General features: G+C 66.4%; 21 protein-coding genes and 1 pseudogene. 15 read left to right on the top strand and 7 right to left on the bottom strand.

The genetic code is table 11. The features are described 5' to 3' along the window. Positions 1 to 74: 74 nt before the first annotated feature. From AC23D4_RS04210 to AC23D4_RS04195, 4 genes are read right to left on the bottom strand one after another with little or no spacing between them, the layout of a single operon-like run. Entirely contained in the window at positions 75 to 782 is a 708-nt protein-coding gene (locus AC23D4_RS04210; RefSeq protein ID WP_472887900.1) for an ABC transporter ATP-binding protein, read from the bottom strand. Then, positions 769 to 1,533 carry an ABC transporter ATP-binding protein gene (locus AC23D4_RS04205; RefSeq protein WP_310567277.1) on the bottom strand — a complete coding sequence of 255 codons (765 nt, stop codon included), beginning with the start codon at positions 1,531 to 1,533 and terminating at the stop codon, positions 769 to 771. Before AC23D4_RS04205 ends, AC23D4_RS04210 begins: the two co-directional genes overlap by 14 nt. Positions 1,534 to 1,538: 5 nt before the next feature. Then, the gene (locus AC23D4_RS04200) at positions 1,539 to 2,510 is read right to left on the bottom strand and encodes a branched-chain amino acid ABC transporter permease (RefSeq protein ID WP_310567278.1); all 972 of its coding nucleotides are present in this window, start codon (positions 2,508 to 2,510) and stop codon (positions 1,539 to 1,541) included. Position 2,511: 1 nt separating this feature from the next. Continuing rightward, positions 2,512 to 3,372 carry a branched-chain amino acid ABC transporter permease gene (locus tag AC23D4_RS04195; protein ID WP_472887901.1) on the bottom strand — a complete coding sequence of 287 codons (861 nt, stop codon included), beginning with the start codon at positions 3,370 to 3,372 and terminating at the stop codon, positions 2,512 to 2,514. 178 nt (positions 3,373 to 3,550) lie between these two features. Here AC23D4_RS04195 and AC23D4_RS04190 point away from each other — a divergent pair. Next, a pseudogene (locus tag AC23D4_RS04190) lies at positions 3,551 to 3,796 on the top strand (glutathione S-transferase N-terminal domain-containing protein); the annotation flags it as partial. 137 nt (positions 3,797 to 3,933) lie between these two features. After that, entirely contained in the window at positions 3,934 to 4,629 is a 696-nt protein-coding gene (locus tag AC23D4_RS04185; protein ID WP_472888011.1) for a glutathione S-transferase family protein, read from the top strand. Here the strand turns inward: AC23D4_RS04185 and AC23D4_RS04180 are convergent. Further along, entirely contained in the window at positions 4,611 to 5,579 is a 969-nt protein-coding gene (locus tag AC23D4_RS04180; RefSeq protein ID WP_472887902.1) for a relaxase/mobilization nuclease domain-containing protein, read from the bottom strand. The genes AC23D4_RS04185 and AC23D4_RS04180 overlap by 19 nt on opposite strands. Next, complete coding sequence (locus AC23D4_RS04175; RefSeq protein ID WP_472887903.1) at positions 5,576 to 6,169, bottom strand: hypothetical protein; 594 nt, start codon at positions 6,167 to 6,169, stop codon at positions 5,576 to 5,578. Before AC23D4_RS04175 ends, AC23D4_RS04180 begins: the two co-directional genes overlap by 4 nt. A gap of 984 nt (positions 6,170 to 7,153) precedes the next feature. Between AC23D4_RS04175 and AC23D4_RS04170 the strand changes: the two genes are divergently transcribed. The 13 genes from AC23D4_RS04170 (at position 7,154) to AC23D4_RS04110 (ending at position 19,310) form a co-directional block, all read left to right on the top strand. After that, positions 7,154 to 7,912, top strand: a complete 759-nt coding sequence (locus tag AC23D4_RS04170; RefSeq protein WP_291216866.1) for a LytTR family transcriptional regulator — start codon at positions 7,154 to 7,156, stop codon at positions 7,910 to 7,912. A gap of 222 nt (positions 7,913 to 8,134) precedes the next feature. Further along, on the top strand, positions 8,135 to 8,998 hold the full coding sequence (locus AC23D4_RS04165) for an FAD binding domain-containing protein (protein ID WP_291216868.1): 864 nt from the start codon (positions 8,135 to 8,137) through the stop codon (positions 8,996 to 8,998). A gap of 17 nt (positions 8,999 to 9,015) precedes the next feature. Continuing rightward, on the top strand, positions 9,016 to 9,501 hold the full coding sequence (locus AC23D4_RS04160) for a (2Fe-2S)-binding protein (protein ID WP_291216871.1): 486 nt from the start codon (positions 9,016 to 9,018) through the stop codon (positions 9,499 to 9,501). A 15-nt stretch (positions 9,502 to 9,516) separates the two neighbouring features. Continuing rightward, on the top strand, positions 9,517 to 11,928 hold the full coding sequence (locus AC23D4_RS04155; protein ID WP_291216874.1) for an aerobic carbon-monoxide dehydrogenase large subunit: 2,412 nt from the start codon (positions 9,517 to 9,519) through the stop codon (positions 11,926 to 11,928). Next, entirely contained in the window at positions 11,925 to 12,062 is a 138-nt protein-coding gene (locus tag AC23D4_RS04150) for a hypothetical protein (protein ID WP_297655411.1), read from the top strand. The genes AC23D4_RS04155 and AC23D4_RS04150 overlap by 4 nt, the downstream gene beginning before the upstream one ends. A 27-nt stretch (positions 12,063 to 12,089) precedes the next feature. Further along, positions 12,090 to 12,746: an SRPBCC family protein gene (locus AC23D4_RS04145; protein ID WP_291216877.1), complete on the top strand. Its 657-nt coding sequence runs from the start codon at positions 12,090 to 12,092 to the stop codon at positions 12,744 to 12,746. 2 nt (positions 12,747 to 12,748) lie between these two features. After that, the gene (locus AC23D4_RS04140; protein ID WP_297655408.1) at positions 12,749 to 13,681 is read left to right on the top strand and encodes an AAA family ATPase; all 933 of its coding nucleotides are present in this window, start codon (positions 12,749 to 12,751) and stop codon (positions 13,679 to 13,681) included. Continuing rightward, positions 13,678 to 14,868, top strand: a complete 1,191-nt coding sequence (locus tag AC23D4_RS04135) for a VWA domain-containing protein (RefSeq protein WP_291216881.1) — start codon at positions 13,678 to 13,680, stop codon at positions 14,866 to 14,868. Before AC23D4_RS04140 ends, AC23D4_RS04135 begins: the two co-directional genes overlap by 4 nt. A gap of 24 nt (positions 14,869 to 14,892) precedes the next feature. After that, complete coding sequence (locus AC23D4_RS04130) at positions 14,893 to 15,864, top strand: XdhC family protein (RefSeq protein WP_297655404.1); 972 nt, start codon at positions 14,893 to 14,895, stop codon at positions 15,862 to 15,864. Position 15,865: 1 nt separating this feature from the next. After that, positions 15,866 to 16,546 (top strand): nucleotidyltransferase family protein, encoded by a 681-nt coding sequence (locus AC23D4_RS04125; protein ID WP_291216886.1) that lies wholly within the window; start codon positions 15,866 to 15,868, stop codon positions 16,544 to 16,546. Positions 16,547 to 16,559: 13 nt separating this feature from the next. Continuing rightward, positions 16,560 to 17,252 carry a TIGR02466 family protein gene (locus AC23D4_RS04120; protein ID WP_291216889.1) on the top strand — a complete coding sequence of 231 codons (693 nt, stop codon included), beginning with the start codon at positions 16,560 to 16,562 and terminating at the stop codon, positions 17,250 to 17,252. Further along, positions 17,245 to 18,312 (top strand): hypothetical protein, encoded by a 1,068-nt coding sequence (locus AC23D4_RS04115; protein WP_291216892.1) that lies wholly within the window; start codon positions 17,245 to 17,247, stop codon positions 18,310 to 18,312. The genes AC23D4_RS04120 and AC23D4_RS04115 overlap by 8 nt, the downstream gene beginning before the upstream one ends. Next, positions 18,309 to 19,310 (top strand): XdhC family protein, encoded by a 1,002-nt coding sequence (locus AC23D4_RS04110; RefSeq protein WP_291216895.1) that lies wholly within the window; start codon positions 18,309 to 18,311, stop codon positions 19,308 to 19,310. Before AC23D4_RS04115 ends, AC23D4_RS04110 begins: the two co-directional genes overlap by 4 nt. 1,149 nt (positions 19,311 to 20,459) lie before the next feature. Here AC23D4_RS04110 and AC23D4_RS04105 read toward each other — a convergent pair. After that, the gene (locus AC23D4_RS04105) at positions 20,460 to 21,362 is read right to left on the bottom strand and encodes a serine hydrolase domain-containing protein (protein ID WP_487623736.1); all 903 of its coding nucleotides are present in this window, start codon (positions 21,360 to 21,362) and stop codon (positions 20,460 to 20,462) included. Positions 21,363 to 21,383 lie beyond the last annotated feature (21 nt).

Genomic DNA, 21,383 nt, shown 5'->3' with positions numbered 1-21,383 from the left:
GTGTCTCCTGGGGGTGGGTGGAAAGAATCGAGCGGCGCTCGTGGGTGGCAAACGATGAAGCGGTTCCGACGTGGTCAGGCGCCGATGTAGGCCTTGCGCACGGCCTCGTTGTTCATCAGGCTGTCGCGGTCGCCTTCGAGCACGATGCGGCCGCGCTCGATGACGTAGGCGCGGCTGGCGATCTTCAGCGCCGCATAGGCGTTCTGTTCGGCCAGCAGCACCGTGGTGCCCGTCTGGTTGATGCCCTTGACGACCTCGAACACCTGCTTGACCACCAGCGGCGCGAGGCCGAGCGAGGGTTCATCAAGCAGCAGCACCTTGGGCCTGCCCATGAGCGCGCGACCGATCGCCACCATCTGCTGCTGGCCGCCGCTGAGCGAGCCGGCGGCATCGTGGCACTTCTCCGCCAGGATGGGGAACAGGGTCATCACCTCGTCCAGGCGGCGCTGGTTCTCGGCCTTGTCGCGGTGGTAGACGTAGGCGCCGAGCATCAGGTTCTTGAGCACCGACATCTGCAGGAACAGCTTGCGTCCTTCGGGGCACTGCACCACGCCCTGGCGCACCACCTGCGAGGGTTTCATGCCCTTGAGCGAGGCATCGCCCAGCGCGATGTCGCCGCCCGAGATCGGCGTGAGGCCCGAGAGCGCACGGAAGATCGAACTCTTGCCCGCGCCGTTGGCGCCCAGCAGCACCACCAGCTCACCGGAGTTGACGTGCAGGCTGACGTTTTCCAGCGCGCGGAAGGCGCCGTAGTGGAGCGAGACATCCTTAAATGTCAGCATGGTCGCTCCCCAGGTAGGCGTCGATCACGGCCGGGTTGGCCCTGACTTCGGCGGGTGTGCCTTCAGCGATCTTCTCGCCGTAGCTGAGCACCAGGATCTTGTCGGCCAGGCTCATGATCATGTCCATCTTGTGTTCGATCAGGCAGACCGTCAGGCCACTCTTGATCATCTTGCGGATCAGCTCGGCCAGGCCCACGGTTTCTTCCGGGTTCACGCCGCCGGCGGGCTCGTCCAGCAGCACCAGGCGCGGCTCGGTGGCCAGCGCCAGCGCAAAGGCCACGCGCTTGCGCTCTTCCTGCGAGATGTCGCCAGCGAGCCGGTTTTCCAGGTGCGCCAGGCCCACGAAGTCCAGCGCGTTGCGCGCCTTCTCGCGGCAGATGCGCTCTTCTTCGCGCAGGCGGCCGGAGCCGACCAGCACGTCCAGCAGGCCCGAGCGCGTGCGCAGGCGGTGGCCGACGATCAGGTTGTCGAGCACGCTGGCGTTGTCAAACAGCGTGGTGGACTGGAAGGTGCGCGCGACGCCCAGCCGGGCGACCGCGTCGGTGCGCAGCGAGGTGATGTCGCGCCCGTCGTAGGTGATGGTGCCCGAGGTGGGCCGGTGCACACCGCTGATGAGGTTGAAGAAGGTCGTCTTGCCGGCGCCGTTGGGACCGATGATGGCGTTGATCTTGCCCTCTTCGACCGTGGTCGAGACGTTGTTGACGGCCGCGTTGCCGCCGAATTTTTTGGTCAGGTGTTCGATCTTGAGCATGGCGTTCACTCCTGCCCGGCGCTGCTTTGCGCCGCGGCCTTGCGCGCGCGCCATCCCAGCCAGGTGCCCACCACGCCGTGCGGCAGGTAGATCACCAGCAGGATCAGGATGGGGCCGAAGATGACGAATCGGTATTCCTGCAGGAACTGCAGGTACTGCGTGATCCACGGCACCGAGAGGGAACCGAGCAGCGGACCGATCAGCGTGCCCAGGCCGCCGACGAGCATGTACATGGTCATGTCGAAGGTGTGGGCGACGCTGGCCAGGTCCGGCCCGAGGAAACGCACGAAGCCGGCGTACAGCGCACCCGCCCAGCCTGCGTACAACACTGAGATCAGGAAGGCCAGCAGCTTGTTGCGCATCAGGTTGATGCCCAGGGCCTCGGCCAGGTCGTCGCCGTTGCGGATGGCCATGAAGGTGCGGCCCAGCAGCGAATTGACGATGCGCCGCATGACCCACACGCCCAGCACCAGGAAGAAGTACATCAGGTAGTACTGCGCGATCGGGGACTCGAAGGCGAAGTCGCCGATCGGCTCGGGCGCCGGGATGCCGATGATGCCGACCGGGCCATGGGTGAGGTCGTCCCACTTCTCGATCACCAGGTAAATGATGTAGCCCACACACAGCGTGAAGATCGAGAAGTAGTGGCCCTTGAGCCGCAGCGAAACCCAGCCCAGCGGCAGGCCGATGGCCACGGTGATCACGCCGGACAGGAAGAACGACAGCCAGTAGGAATAGCCGTGGTCCACGGTGAGGATGCCCACGGCGTAGGCACCGATCGCCATGAAGCCGGCGTGCGCCAGGTTGAACTGCCCCGTGTAGCCGACGATGAGGTTCAGCCCCAGCGTGGCGATGGCGAACAGGTAGGCGGTGGACATCACCGTGAGGTGGTAGTCGTTGCCGGCGACGAAGGGAAACAGCAGGCCGGCGAGCAGCAGCAAGGCCCAGCCCAGGGGACCGTGAAGACGGTTGAGCATGTCAGTGGGCTCCCTTGAAGATGCCCTGCGGACGGAACGACAGGATCACCACCAGCGCGACGAAGGCGATGATGTCCTTGTAATGGTCGGACACATAAAAAGCGCCGAATGACTCGGCAAAACCGATGATCAGCCCGCCCAGGATGGCGCCGGGCACGCTGCCCATGCCGCCCAGGATGATGATCACGAACGCCTTGGTGATCACCAGGTGGCCCATGGCCGGGTAGACCAGGTTGATCGGCGCGTACAGCGTGGCAGCGAACGCCGCCAGCACGCCCGAAACCGCAAAGGTCAGCATGGCCACGCGGTTGGCGTCGATGCCCACCAGCGACGCACCTTCTCGGTTCTGCGCCATGGCGATGATGGTCGAGCCCATCACGGTGCGCGTCAGGAACAGGTGCAGCGCCAGCATCAGCGTGAAGGCCGCGGCAATGATGAGCAGCCGCTGCGCCGGGGCGGTGACGCCACCGATGTCGAAGATGCCGGTGTAGGGCGTGGGCATGCGCAGGAAATCTGGGCCCCAGACCACCTGCACGCCCGCCTCCAGGAACAGCAGCAAGCCGATGGCCGCGATCATCGGGTGCAGGCCGGTCTCGTTGCGCAGCGGGTGGAACACCAGCCGCTCGGCCAGCGCCGCCAGCACCGCCACCACCGCCGCCGCGCCCAGCATGGCCAGCCAGTAGTTGACCTCCAGCCGGGTCATCAGCGTGTAGGCGATGAAGGCACCGACCATGTAGAAGGCGCCGTGCGCGAAGTTCGGCACATGCAGGATGCCGTAGACCAGGGTCAGCCCCAGCGCCACCAGGCTGTAGATGCCACCGAGCGTCAGCCCGTTGAGCACCTGCTGAAAAAAGATGTCCACGTTGCGAGCACTTTCAGGAGTTGATGGGGTGCCTGGCTGTTCATGCCGAGCGCGTTTTTGGCACTATATCCTGCACGGTGGAACAACAAGCAAGGGGAAAACCCTGCCAACATCACCTGTGTGACAGCAAAAAAATCCCTTGTCACGCGCGTTCAAGACATGTTGGAAACCCCAGCCGATGATTCTTGGTTCTGCACAGCAAACCCGTTCCACCGCCCCAACCCACATCACCATGACAAGCTGCGCCTCGCCATACCTGCTCTACGGCTCCGAACTGAGCTACTTCACCGGCAAGGTGCGCGCGTACCTGCGCCGGGCCGGTCTGCACTTTGAAGAAGTGCTCTCGGACGCCGAGGTGTACCGGCAGGTCATCGTGCCGGACGTCGGAGCGGCCGTCGTTCCCGTCGTGCGAACGCCCGAAGGCACGCTGCTGCAGGACAGCACCGAGAGCATCGAAACGCTTGACGCCCGCCACGCGGGACGCGGCGGTGTGCCGTCGGTCCACCCCGCAGGGCCGGTACAGAAACTGGTGAGCCTGATGCTGGAGACCTATGGCGACGAGTGGCTGGTCATACCGGCCATGCACTACCGCTGGCACCACAACCGGGACTGGCGGTGGCGCAGTTTGGCGCACTCAATGCGCCACAAGCCACGCCAGAAGAGCAACTGCTCATCGGCGCCCGCCGCGCGGCACCCTTTGCTGCAGCAGCCGAGTTGCTGGGCGCCACGCCCGACATGCCGGCCGCCGTGGAGGCGAGCTATGAACAGCTGCTCAAGGAGCTGGATACCCACTTGGCGCAGCACCCTGCCCTGCTCGGCGCCGCCGCCACCCTGGGCGACTTCGGGCTCATCGGACCGCTGTACGCCCACCTCTGGCGCGACCCGGCGTCCGGCGAGCTGATGCGGCGCCTGGCGCCCCATGTGGCGCGCTGGGTCGAGCAACTGCAGTTCCGGCCAAGCGGTTTGCTCGGCCAACCGCTGCCCGACGACGCCATTCCCGAGACGCTCAAACCGGTGCTGCGACGCATGGCCCGCGAACAGTTGCCGGTCCTAGTGGACAGTGCACACCTGGTCCGGCAATGGATGACCGACCACCCCGGCCAGCCCCTGCCGCGCACGCTGGGGCAACACCGGTTCACGCTGGAGGGCTGCACCGGCGAGCGCATCGTGCGCCCCTACAGCCTGTGGATGCTGCAGCGCGTTCGAGACCATCTCGCCAGCCTGAGCAAGGCAGACCATCATCGCCTGACCTCATGATCAACAACCTCCCCCATTCGTGTCGGTTGTGTACGGTCTGGTGGCATCCTGGACAGCCCGACCGGAAGGGATGATCCCTGCAAGAACACCGCGATCGACCCGGCCAGCTTCACGTCTCTGGCATCAGGTGACTTGGCAAGGGCCTGGCCAATGTGCAACCAGGCACGCAACGCCTCGGTCCGGGTGGTCCGCGATTTCGGGCTGCTCTTGTCCTCTGGCCTGGCTTTCCTCAAGCGTCCGTCATCCCTGGCCTTCAGCCGCCACAGTGCTTCCGAGTTCCTGGTCTGAAACCGCGTGGCCTGCCGGGTGGCTTCGGCCTCCACCCCATAGCCGCGCAATTTGTCGGCAAAGGTCTCGCGCCACCGTTGCAGATCGGCCTTGCGCGGGTTGAGTCGTTTGCCGTAGATCGACTCAGCCCGTACGCTGAGGTGCACATGCGGGTTCGCCTGGTGATCGTGCAGCACCATCACGTACTTGTGGTTGGCCAGCTCGGTCTTTGCAAATTCGCTCGCCGCCTGCTGGACGATCCGTGGGTCCATGCCGCGTGGCATGGACAACATGATGTTGAAGGCCTCGCGCCTGTGTCCTTCGTCTGCGATCAGGCTGCCGCCGTAGCGCCACTCGTCGCTCAGCTCGTAGACAGCCGACCGTCCTTGCAGGATTTCGCCCTGTTCGTTTTCCATGCCAAGACGGCCGTTCTTGCTGATGTACCGGAAGTGGGCTGCAATGGCCAGCATGCCCCGCCCTCCCCCGGTGACCTTGACCATGACCTGGGGTGCTCGCTTCACCACGGTGGATTCAATGCGCTTGCGGATGGCGTCCGCGCGCTGGTGCATGCCCCCATCACCCAGCCTGGGTTGCGGCCTGACCTTGACCACCCGGTTGCCAGGGTAGAACAGGCGATCACCCCACTGGACGAGTAACCCGTCGATGTCCGGTGATTGGCTCATGGCGTTCTCCTTGAAGTCACCGGTTGGACCGGTGGATGGTCTGTGGATGACCCACGCGGGCGCAGATCGGCCATCAAGGTTGCCGCCTGGGCGAGGTGACGCCGGACGTCTCCGTCCAGCGTGTCGAGCATGTCGCGGTAGGCCACTGCTTTTTGCACGTTGCTCTGGGCGAGCAGGCGCGAGAGGGTGTGGATGTTCCGGCTGAGGCTGGAGAGCTTCGCGTTGGACTTGATGAGTTCAACGATTTCTACGGTGCGGCTGGCGCCTGTGGTCAGGGCAGGAACACCCATGATCAAACCCGCCAGGTAGGCATCACGCGACATCTGTGCGGTGTGCGCACCGACCACCAGTCGCCTGGCCTCGGGGGTTGTCAATCTGATTGACAACTTGACCCGGGGCTCGTGCGACGCGCCAAAGCGCCCGGTATCGACGACCAACTGAGAGACAGACTCGGACTGTCCGAGTTCGCGGACCACAGCGCGTCGAACCAGCACCGACACGCTCTCCCGGCGGGCCTGAGCGCAGCTCACCAGCGCGGCCTTGAGGCCGCGCATGTCGACTGTGATGAAGTCGGGGTTGCGAGTCTTCATGGGTCCCTCAAAGTTCAAACGAGAGCGAAGCGAGTGGTTTGTGAAATCGGCGGCGGGCCGCCTATCTCTGCACTCATCCATGCAGACAGTCTGTCCCTGGATCGAGCACCCTGACGTGCTGGATTCGGGCGCAAATCCAGCACGTGAAAGGGCTGTAGGAGGGTCGAAGATGGGTGTCAACGCAAGGCACCCATCACACGACTGAACAGAAAGTGCTCAGCAACTGCACAGGTTGAACAGCCAGCGCACAGGCACTGCACAAACTGAACAGCAACCGATCAACTGCTGCACGAAAAATGAATAGAAATGACGCGATAAAACTGGTCCCGAACGAAGCGCCCGGCCGGAGCTCGCGCAAAGCTCGGCGCTTTGCGCCCGAGATGCGAGCGCTGCGTGCCCAGGGCTACAACTTCGAGGCCATTCGTCTGGCGCTGGCTTCCTCTGGTGTGCACGTCAGCAATGCAACTGTGCAGCGCGAAGTGGCCAGCCGGATCTTGGCCTTCTTGTGGCTGGTGTTGCTGCGGTGGCACTCTTTATCTGGCCTCCTCGACATAGGCCGGTGGTCCTGTCGCAGTGAGCCTCCCTGCCCGCGTCCACCCACGGCTGTCGCTGCACAGCCGAACTTGAAAAATCGAAGGTCGCTTGAAGGCTGAACTGAGTCACTCTCGGTTGACCTCTTGCACGACAGTGGCGGCCGTCAACGGTCATTCGACGGTCGACCTTACGTATGACCGCTTCACGCTGGAGACCGGGTACTCGCCCATCAATGCCCGCGGACCGGCAGCGAACGACCGGATGGGCTCAAGGCGACCAGGCACTTCCGCCACCCTTTGCTATCTTTCGTGAGGCTTGGCTGCATTGCCGCTCGGAACCGAACCAGGCACTAAGTCCGAGCCGTTGAATGCGATCATTCAAGGCCAGCGTCGAGAGTTGCGTTACTCTTCGCTCACGCCGACTCTAGTACGAGTGGCCAGGAGACTGCTGATGGAAGCCCAGGTCGCGAACAATTCGCCCCTGTATCTGTTTGAGAGATTTGAAGTCGGCGTGATCCACCTCAACGCCGAACGCAACGTGGTGGCAATGAACGATTTCGCCCGCAAGGTGCTGCCAGTGGGGGAGAAGCAGCCGTTCGACAAGCTGGTGACCTCGTTCCACCCCGAACGATCCAAACCCAAGGTCGACTTCCTGCTCGACCAGGCCTCGGGCTGCCCGGTCGCCAGTTCCACGCCCATGACCATGATCATCAACATCCCCGAACAGGTGTTGCTGATCAAGGTGACGCGGCTGGGCGACCACCTGGGCGCGACCACCGGCTTTGTGCTGGTGTTCTACGACGTGACCCAGGTCGTGAGTCAAGAGGCGCCGGTCACGGCCGAGCTGCCGGCGCCCGTGAACCTACGGCTCAACCGCATCCCCATGGTCGCGAACCACAAGGTGGCGTTTGTGGACACCGCCGACGTGCTCTGCCTCGAATCGCAGGCGCACTACACCCGCGTGCACGCGCGCGACGGTTTTCACTTCTGCAACCTCAGCATCGGCGACCTGCAAGCGCGCCTGGACCCGGCGCAGTTCATGCGCGTGCACCGTTGCTTCATCGTCAACCTGCAGGCAGTGGCCGAGCTGGGACGTGAGGGCAGCAAGACGCAGGTCGTGCTCAAAGGCAAACACCGCGAGCCGATCCCCGTGGCGCGCGGCGAGGTAGCTCGGCTGCGAGAAGCCCTGGGTCTACTGACCAGGTACTGAATCAAGCTGGTTTCAGCACCCTGGGACTTACCCGGATTGCCAGGCCAGACGCGCTTGATCTGAGCGTTTCGTGCAACGCAGCGTGCGGTTCGAGCGGAAAACAAGTCATTTTGTGAACCGATGAGTTAGTAACCCGACTTTGTTGTCGGGATACGGTTCTCCCCCAGACTGGGTTGTCGTTGACAAATGTCAATCGCGCCACCCCATCAAGAGGAGACAAGCATGATTCCACCGCGTTTCGAGTACCACGCGCCCAAGTCGGTCGGCGAGGCCGTGGCCCTGCTGGGCCAGCTCGGCTCCGAGGCCAAGTTGCTGGCCGGCGGCCACAGCCTGCTGCCCATGATGAAGCTGCGCTTTGCCGAACCGGCGCACCTGATCGACATCAACCGCATCCCCGAACTGCGCGGCATCCGCGAAGCCGGCGGCACCGTGGTGATCGGCGCCATGACCACGGAGAACGAGCTGATCAATTCCCCAGTGATCCAGGCCAAGCTGCCGCTGCTGGCCGAGGCCGCCAAGCTGATCGCCGACCCGCAGGTGCGCAACCGCGGCACCATCGGCGGCGACATCGCCCACGGCGATCCGGGCAACGACCACCCCGCCCTCTCCATCGCCATCGAAGCGTCCTTCGTGCTCGAAGGCCCGAGCGGCCGCCGCACCGTGCCCGCCGACGGCTTTTTCCTCGGCACCTACATGACGCTGCTGGAAGAGAACGAGGTCATGTGCGAGATCCACGCCCCGGCCTTCGCGCAGGGCACGGGATACGCTTACGAAAAACTCAAGCGCAAGACCGGCGACTGGGCCACGGCCGGCTGTGCGGTGGTCATGCGCAAGAGCGGCAACACCGTGAGCCACGTGCGCATCGCGCTGACCAACGTGGCTCCCACCGCGCTGCGCGCCGAGGCCGCCGAAGCCGTCTTGCTCGGCCAGCCGGTCAACGCCGCCACGCTGCAGGCCGCCGCAGACGAGGCCACCGCCATCTGCGACCCCGCCGAAGACCTGCGCGGCGACATCGAATACAAGACCGCCATGGCCGGCGAAATGGTCAAGCGCGCCCTGGCCAAGGCCTGGGCCCGTTGCGCATAAACACAGGAGACAACCCCATGGCCAAAAAACTCATCACCGTCCACGTCAACGGCAAGGCGCAGGAAAAAGCGGTCGAGCCGCGCACCCTGCTGATCCACTTCCTGCGCGAAGAACTCAACCTCACCGGCGCCCACATCGGCTGCGAAACCAGTCACTGCGGCGCCTGCACGGTCGACATCGACGGCCAGTCCGTCAAGAGCTGCACCCACCTGGCGGTGCAGTGCAACGGCTCCGAAGTGCTGACGGTGGAAGGCCTGGCCAACAAGGGCGTGCTGCACGCCGTGCAGGAAGGCTTTTACAAAGAGCACGGTCTGCAGTGCGGCTTCTGCACTCCCGGCATGCTGATGCGCGCCTACCGCTTCCTGCAGGAAAACCCCAACCCCAACGAAGAAGAGATCCGCCACGGCATGGCCGGCAACCTGTGCCGCTGCACGGGTTACCAGAACATCGTCAAGGCGGTGCAATACGCCGCCAAGAAGCTGCAAGAACCCGTCACGGCCTGATCAGGAGAACCCCACATGAATGCACCGGTACAAACCGCCGAAGCCCGTGAACTCGCCCTGGCTGGCATGGGCGTCTCGCGCCTGCGCAAGGAAGACGCCCGATTCATCCAGGGCAAGGGCAACTACGTCGACGACATCAAGATGGCGGGCATGCTGCACATGGACATCGTGCGCTCACCGATCGCCCACGGACGCATCGTCAGGATCAACAAAGAGAAAGCCCTGGCGATCCCCGGTGTGCACGCCGTGCTCACCGCCGACGACCTGAAGCCACTCAAGCTGCACTGGATGCCCACACTCGCGGGCGACGTGGCCGCCGTGCTGGCCGACGAAAAGGTGCACTTCCAGATGCAGGAAGTGGCCATCGTGATCGCCGACGACCGCTACATCGCCGCCGACGCGGTGGAGGCCGTGGAGGTCGAATACGACGAGCTGCCTGTGGTGCTCGACCCCTACGCCGCGCTGTTGCCCGACGCCCCGGTGCTGCGCGAAGACTTGGCCGGCAAGACCAGCGGCGCGCACGGCCCGCGCGAGCACCACAACCACATCTTCACCTGGGACGCGGGCGACAAGGCCGCGGCCGACGCGGCGTTCGACAACGCGGCGGTCAAGGTGAGCCAGCACATGTACTACCCGCGCGTGCACCCCTGCCCGCTGGAAACCTGCGGCTGCGTGGCCAGCTTCGACCCGATCAAGGGTGAGCTCACCACCTACATCACCTCGCAGGCGCCGCACGTGGTGCGCACGGTGGTGTCCATGCTCTCGGGCATTCCGGAGAGCAAGGTGCGCATCGTCAGCCCCGACATCGGCGGCGGCTTCGGCAACAAGGTCGGCATCTACCCCGGCTATGTGTGCGCGATCGTCTCCAGCATCGTGCTCGGCCGTCCGGTGAAATGGGTCGAGGACCGCATCGAAAACATCTCGTCCACCGCCTTTGCCCGCGACTACCACATGGACGGCGAGATCGCCGCCACCGCCGACGGCAAGATCACCGGCCTGCGCGTGAACGTGGTGGCCGACCACGGCGCGTTCGACGCCTGCGCCGATCCGACCAAGTTCCCGGCCGGCATGTTCCACATCGTCTCCGGCAGCTACGACATCCCGGCCGCGCACTGTTCGGTCAAGGGTGTCTACACCAACAAGGCGCCCGGTGGCGTGGCCTACCGCTGCAGCTTCCGCGTGACGGAAGCGGTCTACCTGGTCGAGCGCATGGTCGATGTGCTGGCGCAGAAGCTGAACATGGACAAGGCCGAGATCCGCGCCAAGAACTTCATCAAGAAAGAGCAGTTCCCCTACACCAGCGCCTTCGGATTTGAGTTCGACAGCGGCGACTACCAGACCGCGCTCGACAAGGTGCTGGCGGCCGTGGACTACAAGGGCCTGCGCGCAGAGCAGGCCGCCAAGCGCGCCGACCCGAACAGCCCCACGCTGATGGGCATCGGCCTCGTCACCTTCACCGAGGTGGTGGGCGCGGGCCCGAGCAAGATGTGCGACATCCTGGGCGTGGGCATGTTCGACTCCTGCGAGATCCGCATCCACCCGACCGGCTCGGCCATCGCCCGCATGGGCACGATCACGCAGGGCCAGGGTCACCAGACCACCTACGCGCAGATCATCGCCACCGAGCTTGGCATTCCCAGCGAGGTGATCCAGGTCGAAGAAGGCGACACCAGTACCGCGCCCTACGGCCTGGGCACCTACGGCTCACGCTCCACGCCGGTGGCCGGCGCCGCCATCGCACTGGCCGCGCGCAAGATCCACGCGAAGGCGCGTAAGATCGCGGCCCACATGCTGGAGGTGAACGAGAACGACCTCGACTGGGAAGTGGACCGCTTCAAGGTCAAGGGCGACGACAGCAAGTTCAAGACCATGGCCGACGTGGCCTGGCAGGCCTACCACCAGCCGCCCGCCGGGCTGGAGCCTGGCCTGGAAGCAGTGCACTACTACGACCCGCCGAACTTCACCTTCCCGTTCGGCATCTACCTCTGCGTGGTCGACATCGACCGAGCCACCGGCGAGACCAAGGTCCGCCGCTTCTACGCGCTCGACGACTGCGGCACCCGCATCAACCCGATGATCATCGAGGGCCAGATCCACGGCGGCCTGACCGAAGGTTTCGCGGTGGCCATGGGCCAGCAGATGCCGTTCGACGCGCAGGGCAACCTGCTCGGCAACACGCTGATGGACTACTTCCTGCCCACCTTCGTGGAAACGCCGCACTGGGAAACCGACCACACGGTGACGCCCTCGCCACACCATCCGCTGGGTGCCAAGGGCGTGGCCGAGTCGCCGCACGTGGGGAGCATTCCGACCTTCACCTCGGCCATCGTGGATGCGTTTTCGCACCAGGGCATGACGCACATGGACATGCCGCACAACGCGTTCCGGGTGTGGAAAGAACTCAAGGCAAGAGGTTTGAATCTGTGAACCACCCCCGCCGCGCTGCGCGCGACCCCCTCAAGGGGGCGGCGCTGGCGGCCGGGCAAAGCCCGATCCACGGCGCCCTGGGCTGGCGCGTGCTCAGGCGCTGCGTCTCGAGCTCCGGTGTGGCGATCCACTGATTCCTGATTCAACATAGGTACTCCGACATGGAAGTCAAACTCGACAAACGCTACCCCCTCGACGTGGACCCAGCCCGCGCCTGGGCCATCCTCGCCGACCTCAAGGCGGTGGCCGGCTGCATGCCCGGTGCAGAGCTCACCGAGCAGCTGTCCGACACCTCGTACAAGGGCGGCGTGAAGGTGAAGGTGGGCCCGGCGGTGGCCCAGTTCGGCGGCACGGTGGACGTGCTGGAACAAAGCGAGGCCGACCGCAAGATGGTGCTGCGCGGCAAGGGCGCCGACAAGGGCGGTTCGTCCGCCTCGATGGACCTGATCGCGGTGATCGAAGCCGACCCGGCCAACCCGGCGCACAGCGTGCTGCACGGCGACGCCTCGGTCATCGTCAACGGCAAGTTCGCTCAGTTCGGCGGCCGCATGATGGTGCAGGTGTCCGAGATGATCCTGGTGCAGTTCGTCGAGAACTTCCGCCAGGCGGCGCTGGCGCTGCCCGCGCCGGCCTCGGTGGAGATCGCCGAGGACGCTGCGGTGGCGTTCGGTGGCGCTCCCGAACAAGCCACGCCCCTCACGGTGGCCGCGGCGCCACCCCGTCCCGCCCCGCCGGTGGCGCAGGAGATCAACGGACTGGCCATCGTTTGGGCGCTCATCAAAAACTGGTGGCAGGGTCTCTTTGGCAAGAAGGCTTGAGCATGCAAACGCCGGCTGCACCGGGTGACCGCCAGCTGCGCGAGCAGCTGCAGCAGGTGGGTTACCTCGCTGACGCCGACCTCGCCACCACGGTGTGGTTAGCGGGCGAGTTGCAGCGGCCCTTGCTGCTGGAAGGCGACGCGGGCGTGGGCAAGACAGCGCTGGCCACGGCACTCGCCGAGGCCCAGGGCGCGGTGCTCGTGCGCCTGCAGTGTTTCGAGGGCCTGGATCTGGCGCAGGCGGCCTACGAGTGGAACTATGGTCGACAGCTGATGGCGATCCGCCTGCACGACGGCCAGCCCGGCACGGTGAAAGAGGCCGACGTGTTCAGCCGCGAGTTCCTGCTGGAGCGCCCGCTGCTCAAGGCCATCAGCCAGGACGGCCCCTGCGTGCTGCTGATCGACGAGATCGACCGCGCCGACGAGGCCTTCGAGGCCTTCCTGCTCGAAGTGCTGGCCGACTACCAGATCACCGTGCCCGAGATCGGTACGCTGCGCGCGCTTCACATCCCGCGCGTCATCCTCACCAGCAACGGCACGCGCGAACTCTCGGACGCGCTGCGTCGCCGCTGCCTGTACCACCACCTCGACTACCCCACGCTGGCGCGCGAGATCGCCATCGTGAAAACCGCCCTGCCCGAGGCCGACACCCGGCTGGTCGAAGAAGCGGTGCAGTTCGTGCAGCGGCTGCGCAATGAAGATTTGTCCAAGATCCCCGGTATCGCCGAGACGCTGGACTGGGTCAACGCGCTGCACCGCATGCACCACCACACGCTGCCCGAGGACATGGCGGTGCTGCTGACCACGCTGGGCTGCCTGCTCAAGACGCGGGAAGACCGCTTCGGCCTCGGCGCCGATCGCGCGCGCCAACTGATCGAGGGCCGGCGCACGGTGGGCGTGGCCGAAAAAGCCCCGGCCAACGCGGCCGCCTCATGAACACCACGCCCGCGCTTGCCCCCAGCGAAACCCTCGCCGGTTTCGCGGCACTGCTGCGCGACCACGGGCTGAGCGTGGGCGTGGCCGAGCAGCAGGCCATGCTGCAGGCGGCAATGGTGCTGGGTGGACCGAACGGCCCGCGCCTGAACGCGGCCTGGCGCGCCATCGCCTGCCACAGCGCACGCGAATGGCGGCTCTGGCCCGACCTCTTTGCCCGCTACTGGCACCCCGAGCGCCTGCGAGGCCAGGTGCGCGTGAGTGGGCAGACGCGACCACAGCGCGACCTGCGCCAGGCCGTGCAGCAGATGCACGAGCAGATGGACCACGCCGCGCAGCCACCGCCCACCGCCGCCAAAGCCGCACCCCAGACCGCCGCCGATGCGCCACACGCGGGCGCGGGCGACAGCGAGGCCGGCACGCCGCGTGCCATGGGCGGCGCCAGCCGCAGCGAGCCCCAGCTGGAAGCCCTGCACCAGCGCGACGGCCAGATGTGGCTGCCGCAAGAGCTGGGCGCCCTGCAGCGCCTGGCGCGCCAGATCACTGCGCAGCTGCGACCACTGCCGACACGCCGCTGGCGCAACGCCCACCCCGGCCAGCGGCTGGACCTGCGCCAGACCCTGCGCCGCAGCGTGGCCTGGGGCGGCGAGCCGCTGGCGCCGGCCTGGCAGGTCAAGCGCGTGGAGCCACCGCGCCTGTTCATATTGGCCGACGTGAGCCGCTCGATGGAGAGCCATGCCGCGCTGTTCCTGCGCATCGCACGCGCCTTCGCGCTGGAGGCCCAGGCCCGCGTGTTCGTGTTCCACACCCGGCTGGCCGAGGTCACGCCGCTGATGCAGCGCGACTCGGCCACGGTGCAAGAAAAGATCAACGCCGTGACCGCCGGTTTCGGCGCCGGCACCCGCATCGCCGCCAGCCTGCAGGACTTCGCCCGTGTGCACGCCCGCGCCCAGCTGCGGCGCGGCGCGCGCGTGTGGGTGATGTCCGACGGCTTCGACACCGACGCACCCGAACACCTGGCCGACGCGCTGCGCGCCCTGCGTGGCCACGGCGCGCGCATCACCTGGTTCCACCCCACGCGCCAGGCGCCCGCCGCGGCCGCGGTTCGGAACGCCCGCGAACACATCCACCGCTTCGTGCCGCTGGCCAGCCTCGCCGACCTGGTTGCGGCGCGGCCGGTGCTGCACTAGAAACACACCCACAGGAGACACGCCATGAACCGCAACCAATGGATCGCCGACGCCGCCCGGCTGCAGGCCGAAGACCGCGCGTTTGCACTCGTGACCGTGCTGCGCGCGCAGGCGCCCACCTCAGCCAAGGCGGGCGACAAGGCACTGGTCACCGCCGACGGCCAGATCCACGGCTGGATCGGCGGCGGCTGCGCGCAACCGGCGGTGGTCAAGACCGTGCGCCAGGCCCTGGCCAGCGGCCAGCCGCAGAGCATCCGCATTGCGCCCACCGACGAGACCGCCGAGCGCACGCTGGGTGACGTGCTGGAGTTCGGTATGGCCTGCCACTCGGGTGGCACGCTGGAGCTGTTCATCGACCCGGTGCTGCCGGCCCCTCAGCTGGTGGTGTTCGGCGACTCGCCGGTGGCGCGCGCGCTGACCGGGCTGGCGCCGCGCATCGGCCTGCAGACGGTGCTGGTGGTCGAGGGCGCGCAGGCTGGCGACTTCCCCGACGCGGCGCGTGTGATCGGCAGCGACAGCGCCGACGCGGTCGTGCAGGCCCTGCCGGACGGCGGCTTGGTGGTGGTGGCCACCCAGGGACGGCGCGACCTGCAGGCCCTCAGGGCCGCGCTGGCGCTGAAGCCGCCGACGCTGTGGTTCGTGGCCAGCGAACGCAAGGCCAACGTGCTGCGCCAGAGCCTGATCAGCGCGGGCGAAGACCCGGCGCAGGTGGCCGCCATCGTGGCCCCCGCGGGCGAGCCCATCGGCGCGCAGACGCCGGAAGAGATCGCGCTGGCGGTGCTGGCGACCGTGGTCGCGGCGCGGCGCGGTCGGCCTGCGCGTGCCGCCGCCACCCCAGAGGCAGCGAAGCCGGCGCCGAAGTTCAAGCTCGATCTGCCACCCATGGAAATGGGCAGCTGCTGCGGCGGCGGTGCGGCCAAGCCTGCGGAAGCAGAATCGGTCAGCGAAGCGGCCCCGCCGGTGGTGGCCACGAAGTCTTGTTGTGGAGGTAGCTGACGTGGGATGCATCCTGAAGGGCGGCGGCGGTCTGTACAGCCGCGTGGTGGTGGGCGCGGTGCTGCTCGCGGCCGGTTCGGCCTCGCGCATGGGTAACAAACCCAAGTGCCTGCTGGAGCTGGGCGGCGTTCCGCTGATCCGGCGCCAGCTGATCGCGCTCTCGGGCGCGGGCGTGGACGAGCTGGTGGTGGTGCTGGGGCACCACGCCGAGCGCATCGAACCCGAGGTGCGCGACTTCCCGGTCACGCTGGTGCGCAACCTGGACCCGGACGCGGGCCAGGTATCGTCGCTGCGGCTGGGCCTGCAGGCGCTGACCGGCAAGATCGACAGTGTGCTGGTCGCGCTGGCCGACCAGCCGCTGATCAACTCGCAAGACATCAACGACCTGATCGGTGCGTACAAGAAGCGGCCCGAAGGCACCGAAGTGGTCCAGCCCACGGTGGACGGCCTGCCGGGCAACCCGGTGATGTTGAGCCAGAGCGTGCGAGAGCAGATCCTTGCGGGCCTAGCCAGCGTCGGCTGCAGGCAGTGGCAGTCGGCGAACCCGCAGGCCGTGCACCGCTGGGCCAGCAGCAACCAGCGCTACCGCACCGACGTGGACATCCCGGAGGACATCGAGGCCCTGGCCGCCCGCACCGGTCACCGGCTCCTGTGGCCCAAAGACCTGCTGACCGAAGCCTGAGCCACCTGAGTCCATGACCCCGGATCCGCTGCTCCCGCTCTGGTCCACGCCGCTGGGCGTGCATCGCTTCGCGCAGGCACACGACATCAACCCGCTGCTGGTGCGCGTGTTCCGCGCCCTGCGCGCGAGCGACGAGCGCGCCGATCCGGCGGCGGCCTTCTACGCCAGCCGCGACGACCTGCTGCAGCGCATCCGGCTCCCCGAATGGGAAGCGTTGGTGAAATTCACCGTGGATGGCCTGCGCCAGACCGTCGCGCTCGCCAATCAGGGCGCCTGGCCCGAGGCCGCGCCAGGCCTGCAGATCGCCTTGCGCGGCCTCTGGTTCCAGATCGCCAACCGGGGTAGCCACCACGACGTGCACACGCACGGCAACTGTTCGTGGTCGGGCGTGTACTGTGTGCAGATTGACGAAGTGACACAGCGCCAAGCCCATCCGCTGCTGGGCGCCACCAACGGCGTGACGCGCTTCTACGGCCCACACTTCAACCACCTGGGCGGCGCCCACATGGACTTCGGCAACGCCTACCTGCAGTCAGCCCACATCGACATCGAGCCGGTGCCCGGCCAGCTGGTGGTGTTCCCGTCGTGGCTGCCCCACCAGGCCATGCCGTACGACGGCGAAGCCGACCGTATCATCGTCTCGTTCAATGCCAGCGTGCACGCGGTGGCGGGCTCCGACCAGCTGCACGGCTACAGCCATGTCTAGGATTCACTTGCCCCCCGAGGCCCTCGCGCTGGCCCGCTGGACCGCGCTGCTCATGGGCTGGGTGTGGCTGGGCGCACAGGGTCAGCGACTGGGCTGGTCGGTGGCCAGCGGCGTGCTGCCTGTGGCGCTGTGGTGGGCGCTGCGGCTGCTGTTCGCCCAGGCCGGCCTGCCCGCGCGGCTCGCGCCAACGGTTGCCCCCCTGCTGGGCGCCACCACGGCGCTGGGTGCGCTGCTCGTGGGCCAATGGCAACCCGCCGCCACCGGCCACGTGGCTCTGCTGGTGCTCGCCACCGTGTGGGCCGCGTGGTCGGCCTCGCTGGACGTGCCGGTGGCGCGCGGCGCGTGCCGCCGCAGCTGGTCGGGCGGGCCGCCGCTGCTGGCCGCGGCGCTCACCGCGCTGTGCACCACCGGCGCACTGCCAGCGATGCACAGCCTGTGGGCCGCGTCGGTGGTGCTGCTGCTCGCGGCGGCGCTGGGCCGCCCGCCCACGGTGCCCAACGCGCCAGACGCCGCTCCCTCCGCTGCCAGCGCCCTGCCGGCCACGGCGATGGGCCTGATGATGGGCACGCTGTGGCTGAACAATGCCTGGTGCAGCGCCGCAGGCTGGTCGCCGGCCACCGCGGTCATGGTGCATCTGGGCGCCATGGCGGCGCTGCCAGTTCTCACCCGCCTCGACCTGGTGCCGCGCCACCTGAGCGCACCGTGGGCCGAGCGCCTGCCGCTCGCGCTGCTGGCATTGGGTGCGGGCGTGTTGCTCGCCGGCACGGGTGCCACCCATGGGCTGGTGGGCATGGGCCTGCTGGCGCTGGCCTGGTCGGTGCACGCGGGGCGGCATCGGTCCGAAGCGTTCCCTCCCTCGCCTCTCGCTGTCGCTGGTTGGTCCTTGTGTGGACCGGCGCTGCTGCTCGCCGTGGGCTGGCTCAGCCCCACGACCGGCCCATGGGCCCAGCAACTGGCTTACAGCCTCATCGGCGGCGCTGCCCTTCTCGCGCTGCTCGCGACCGGTTGGCGCCCGACGCCACCCCACCCCCTTCCCCTTGCACGGAGCGATTCCCCATGAACAGCATCGACATCGACGTGATCCGCACCGCCCTCGACTGGCAAGGCCGTGGCCACCGCGTGGTGCTCGGCACCGTGGTGCGCACCTGGGGCTCGGCGCCGCGCCCGCCGGGTTCGCTGATGGTGATCCGCGACGACGGCCAGGTGGCTGGATCGGTCTCGGGCGGCTGCATCGAAGACGACCTGATCGGCCGCGTGGCGCGCGGCGATCTGGCACTGCGCCGGCCCGAAACCACCACCTACGGCGAGACGGCCGAGGAGGCGCGCCGCTTCGGCCTGCCCTGCGGTGGCACGGTGCAGATCGTGCTGGAGCCGCTCTCGCCGCAATCGCAATTGCGCGAACTGCTGAGCAGCATCCAGAACCACAAGCGTGTGCAGCGCAGGCTCGACATGGCCACCGGCCTGGTGCGCCACGAGCCCGCCCTAGAGGGTGACCGCGTCGGCTTCGACGGCGCCACGCTCACCACCGTGCACGGTCCGCGCCTACGCCTGCTCATCATCGGCGGCGGCCAGCTGTCGCGTTACCTGGCAAGCATGGCCGTCATGCTCGACTACCAGGTCACCGTCTGCGAGCCGCGCACGGAATACCACGAAGGCTGGGAGTCCGTGGTTGGCGTGACGCTGTCCACCACGATGCCCGACGACCTGGTGCTGGCCATGCACCTGGACCACAACAGCGCCGTGGTCGCAGTCACCCACGACCCCAAGCTCGATGACCTTGCGCTCATGGAGGCGCTGCGCACCCCCGCGTTTTACGTTGGCGCACTTGGCTCGCTGCAAAACAACGCCAAGCGCCGCGAACGCCTACTGGAGTTCGACGTTAGCCCAGAAGAAGCCGATCGCCTGCACGGTCCTGTGGGGCTGAACCTCGGGGCCCTCACGCCTCCCGAAATCGCCATGAGCATCGTGGCCGAGATGACTGCATTGCGGCGTGGCATGGACTTGAGCGGCCCGCTGAGCAACTGGGTGGGGTCCCAGACGATTTGCAAATCCTGTTAGGTGGAGCTGGCATATGGTGGCCCCTGTTGTTTGAACAGCATTCCCCGTTCTTTGGACTTCCCTGATCAGATAGACAACCTGTCCCTATCCTTTGAGCGTAGGAAGCAGAGATCACGCTCTACGGATTGGTAGCCTGCCCGAAAAAGAACCTGGAGCGCAGACAGTGAGGCGGCGCCGACCGGGTCGCGCAAACCTGTGGCCGCAGTCCCTCCTATAGAAGCCGTTCGAGTCAGTGTACGTCGCCACGCCGAAAAGCCGCTTCGAGGCAGAAGGCGTGAACTCACCTAGGCGCACCCACCAGCAGCACTCGCTGCAATGACGCAAGTGGAAAATCGAAGGTCGCTTCAAGGCTGACTGCAGCCGGTCAGATTTTTAGAGCCCAATCACAGCCGCCGCCCGAACCTGCCACTCCATGTCTGCCAGGCGGCCGACTGTTGCACCTCCAGCAGCGGCCACTCAACAGGGTTGAGCCACACGAAGGGCCGTGCGACTGCTAGCCGCTGAGGCCACCGGCTCTTCGGGCCCCGTAGCGACCGTTCTGTCCTGCTAACTAGCAGTCATAGGGGTTGGGCGGCGTGGCCTCATATCAACTCGCTCAACCATCCACGCCAGTAGCGCAGCCGCGCAAGTTCCTGCAAATAGCATGGGTAGCGCCATATCCCCCGCGAGACGCCAGCCGGCAATGCTCAAAAGCGCTGCGGTCGAACAAAAACCCACAAGTCCTACTGAGACGATTCGAAGCATGTATTGGAGACCCCCACGCCGCAAAAGCGCATGCGCGATTCCCGTGCAAACAGCAGGGAGCAAGCCAAGCAGGTAACTGAAGACCGCATGCATCAGCGCCATCTTGGTCATCGCAGCTAGCAAACGGTCGTTCATGCGTCCATCGAGTACCGCGCTCGCGAGAGGCGGTAGAAACTCAAACCCCCAGAACAACAGTCCGCCTAGAGGCGGTGCCAATAGCGCGTATAAAACAACGAGACGAAATGGTCGCATGAGATGGAAGGTCCGCTTCTGGCCGACTCCTGAAGTCTAGCCTTTGGAGCTGAGCAGCTACTCATCAAGATGGGATCGCCGGCCACTTTCGAAAAGGAAGCCCGCCCACCATGTAGGAGGGCACCCGAAGCAGCCTTTCCGATGCAGTTGGCCTTACGCTCCCACCGATCCATGAATCAAGTTCTGTACCGCGAAAACGCGCTGCAGCTGCACTGGAAATGGCTGCTGGTAATTGCCCATGAAGATGACGTAGACCAAGTCCAGCGAGGGAACCACAACCAGGCGTTGGCCTCCGTAGCCAATGCCCATCACTGCCGGAGAGCCGTCGCGGCGCGGCGCCAGGTACCAGTGGTAACCATACTGCACACCTTCAAAGGCCGGGATCCGTGGTGTGAGACTCGCCGTGATCCAGTCGGCTTGCACGATCTGATTGCCCTGCGAGGAGCCACGCTCCAAGATCAGTTGCCCGATGCGCGCCAAGTCGCTTGCCCGAAGCCGCAGCCCAGAAGCCGCTGCCGCTTCTCCATTGAAGCCGGGCGTCCATTCGGCCTGCTCAATGCCCAGTGGCTCGAACAGGCGCGAGCGGGCGAAGTCGAGCAGCGGTACCCCGGCGCCGCGCGCGACCAAGTGCCCCAGAATCGCGGTGGTGCCCCCGCTGTAGCGCCAAGCGGTCCCCGGCGCCGACTCGACTGGCCGCGACAGGACGTACCGGTAGCGGTCCGCGCTGTTCTCCATCGCGATCTCGCTGTTGCGCGGGTCGCTGTAGGGTAGATCCTCGTTCCACGATAGCCCCATCGTCATGGACAGCAGGTGGGCAATGTGGATAGCGCGCCGTTGTCGGTCCGGCGCCAGGTCGGCGTAGGCGGGAAAGGCGTCCAGCACGGGCGTATCGAGAGCGGGCACCTTACCTTCAGCCAGTGCCATGCCATACAGCAGGCCCACGATGCTCTTGCTGACCGAGCGAAGGTCATGCAGCGTGTCCGCGTCGAAGGTGACGGTACCCAGCGGAGTGCCCCAGCGTTCGTCCGTGCCTGTGTAGTAGCGCTCCAAGGCCACCTTGCCGTGCCGCGCTATGAA

The sequence above is a fragment of the Hydrogenophaga sp. L76 genome (assembly GCF_057654755.1).
Note: the sequence above shows the minus strand (reverse complement) of the source record. Positions and strands in the feature narration are given on the sequence as shown.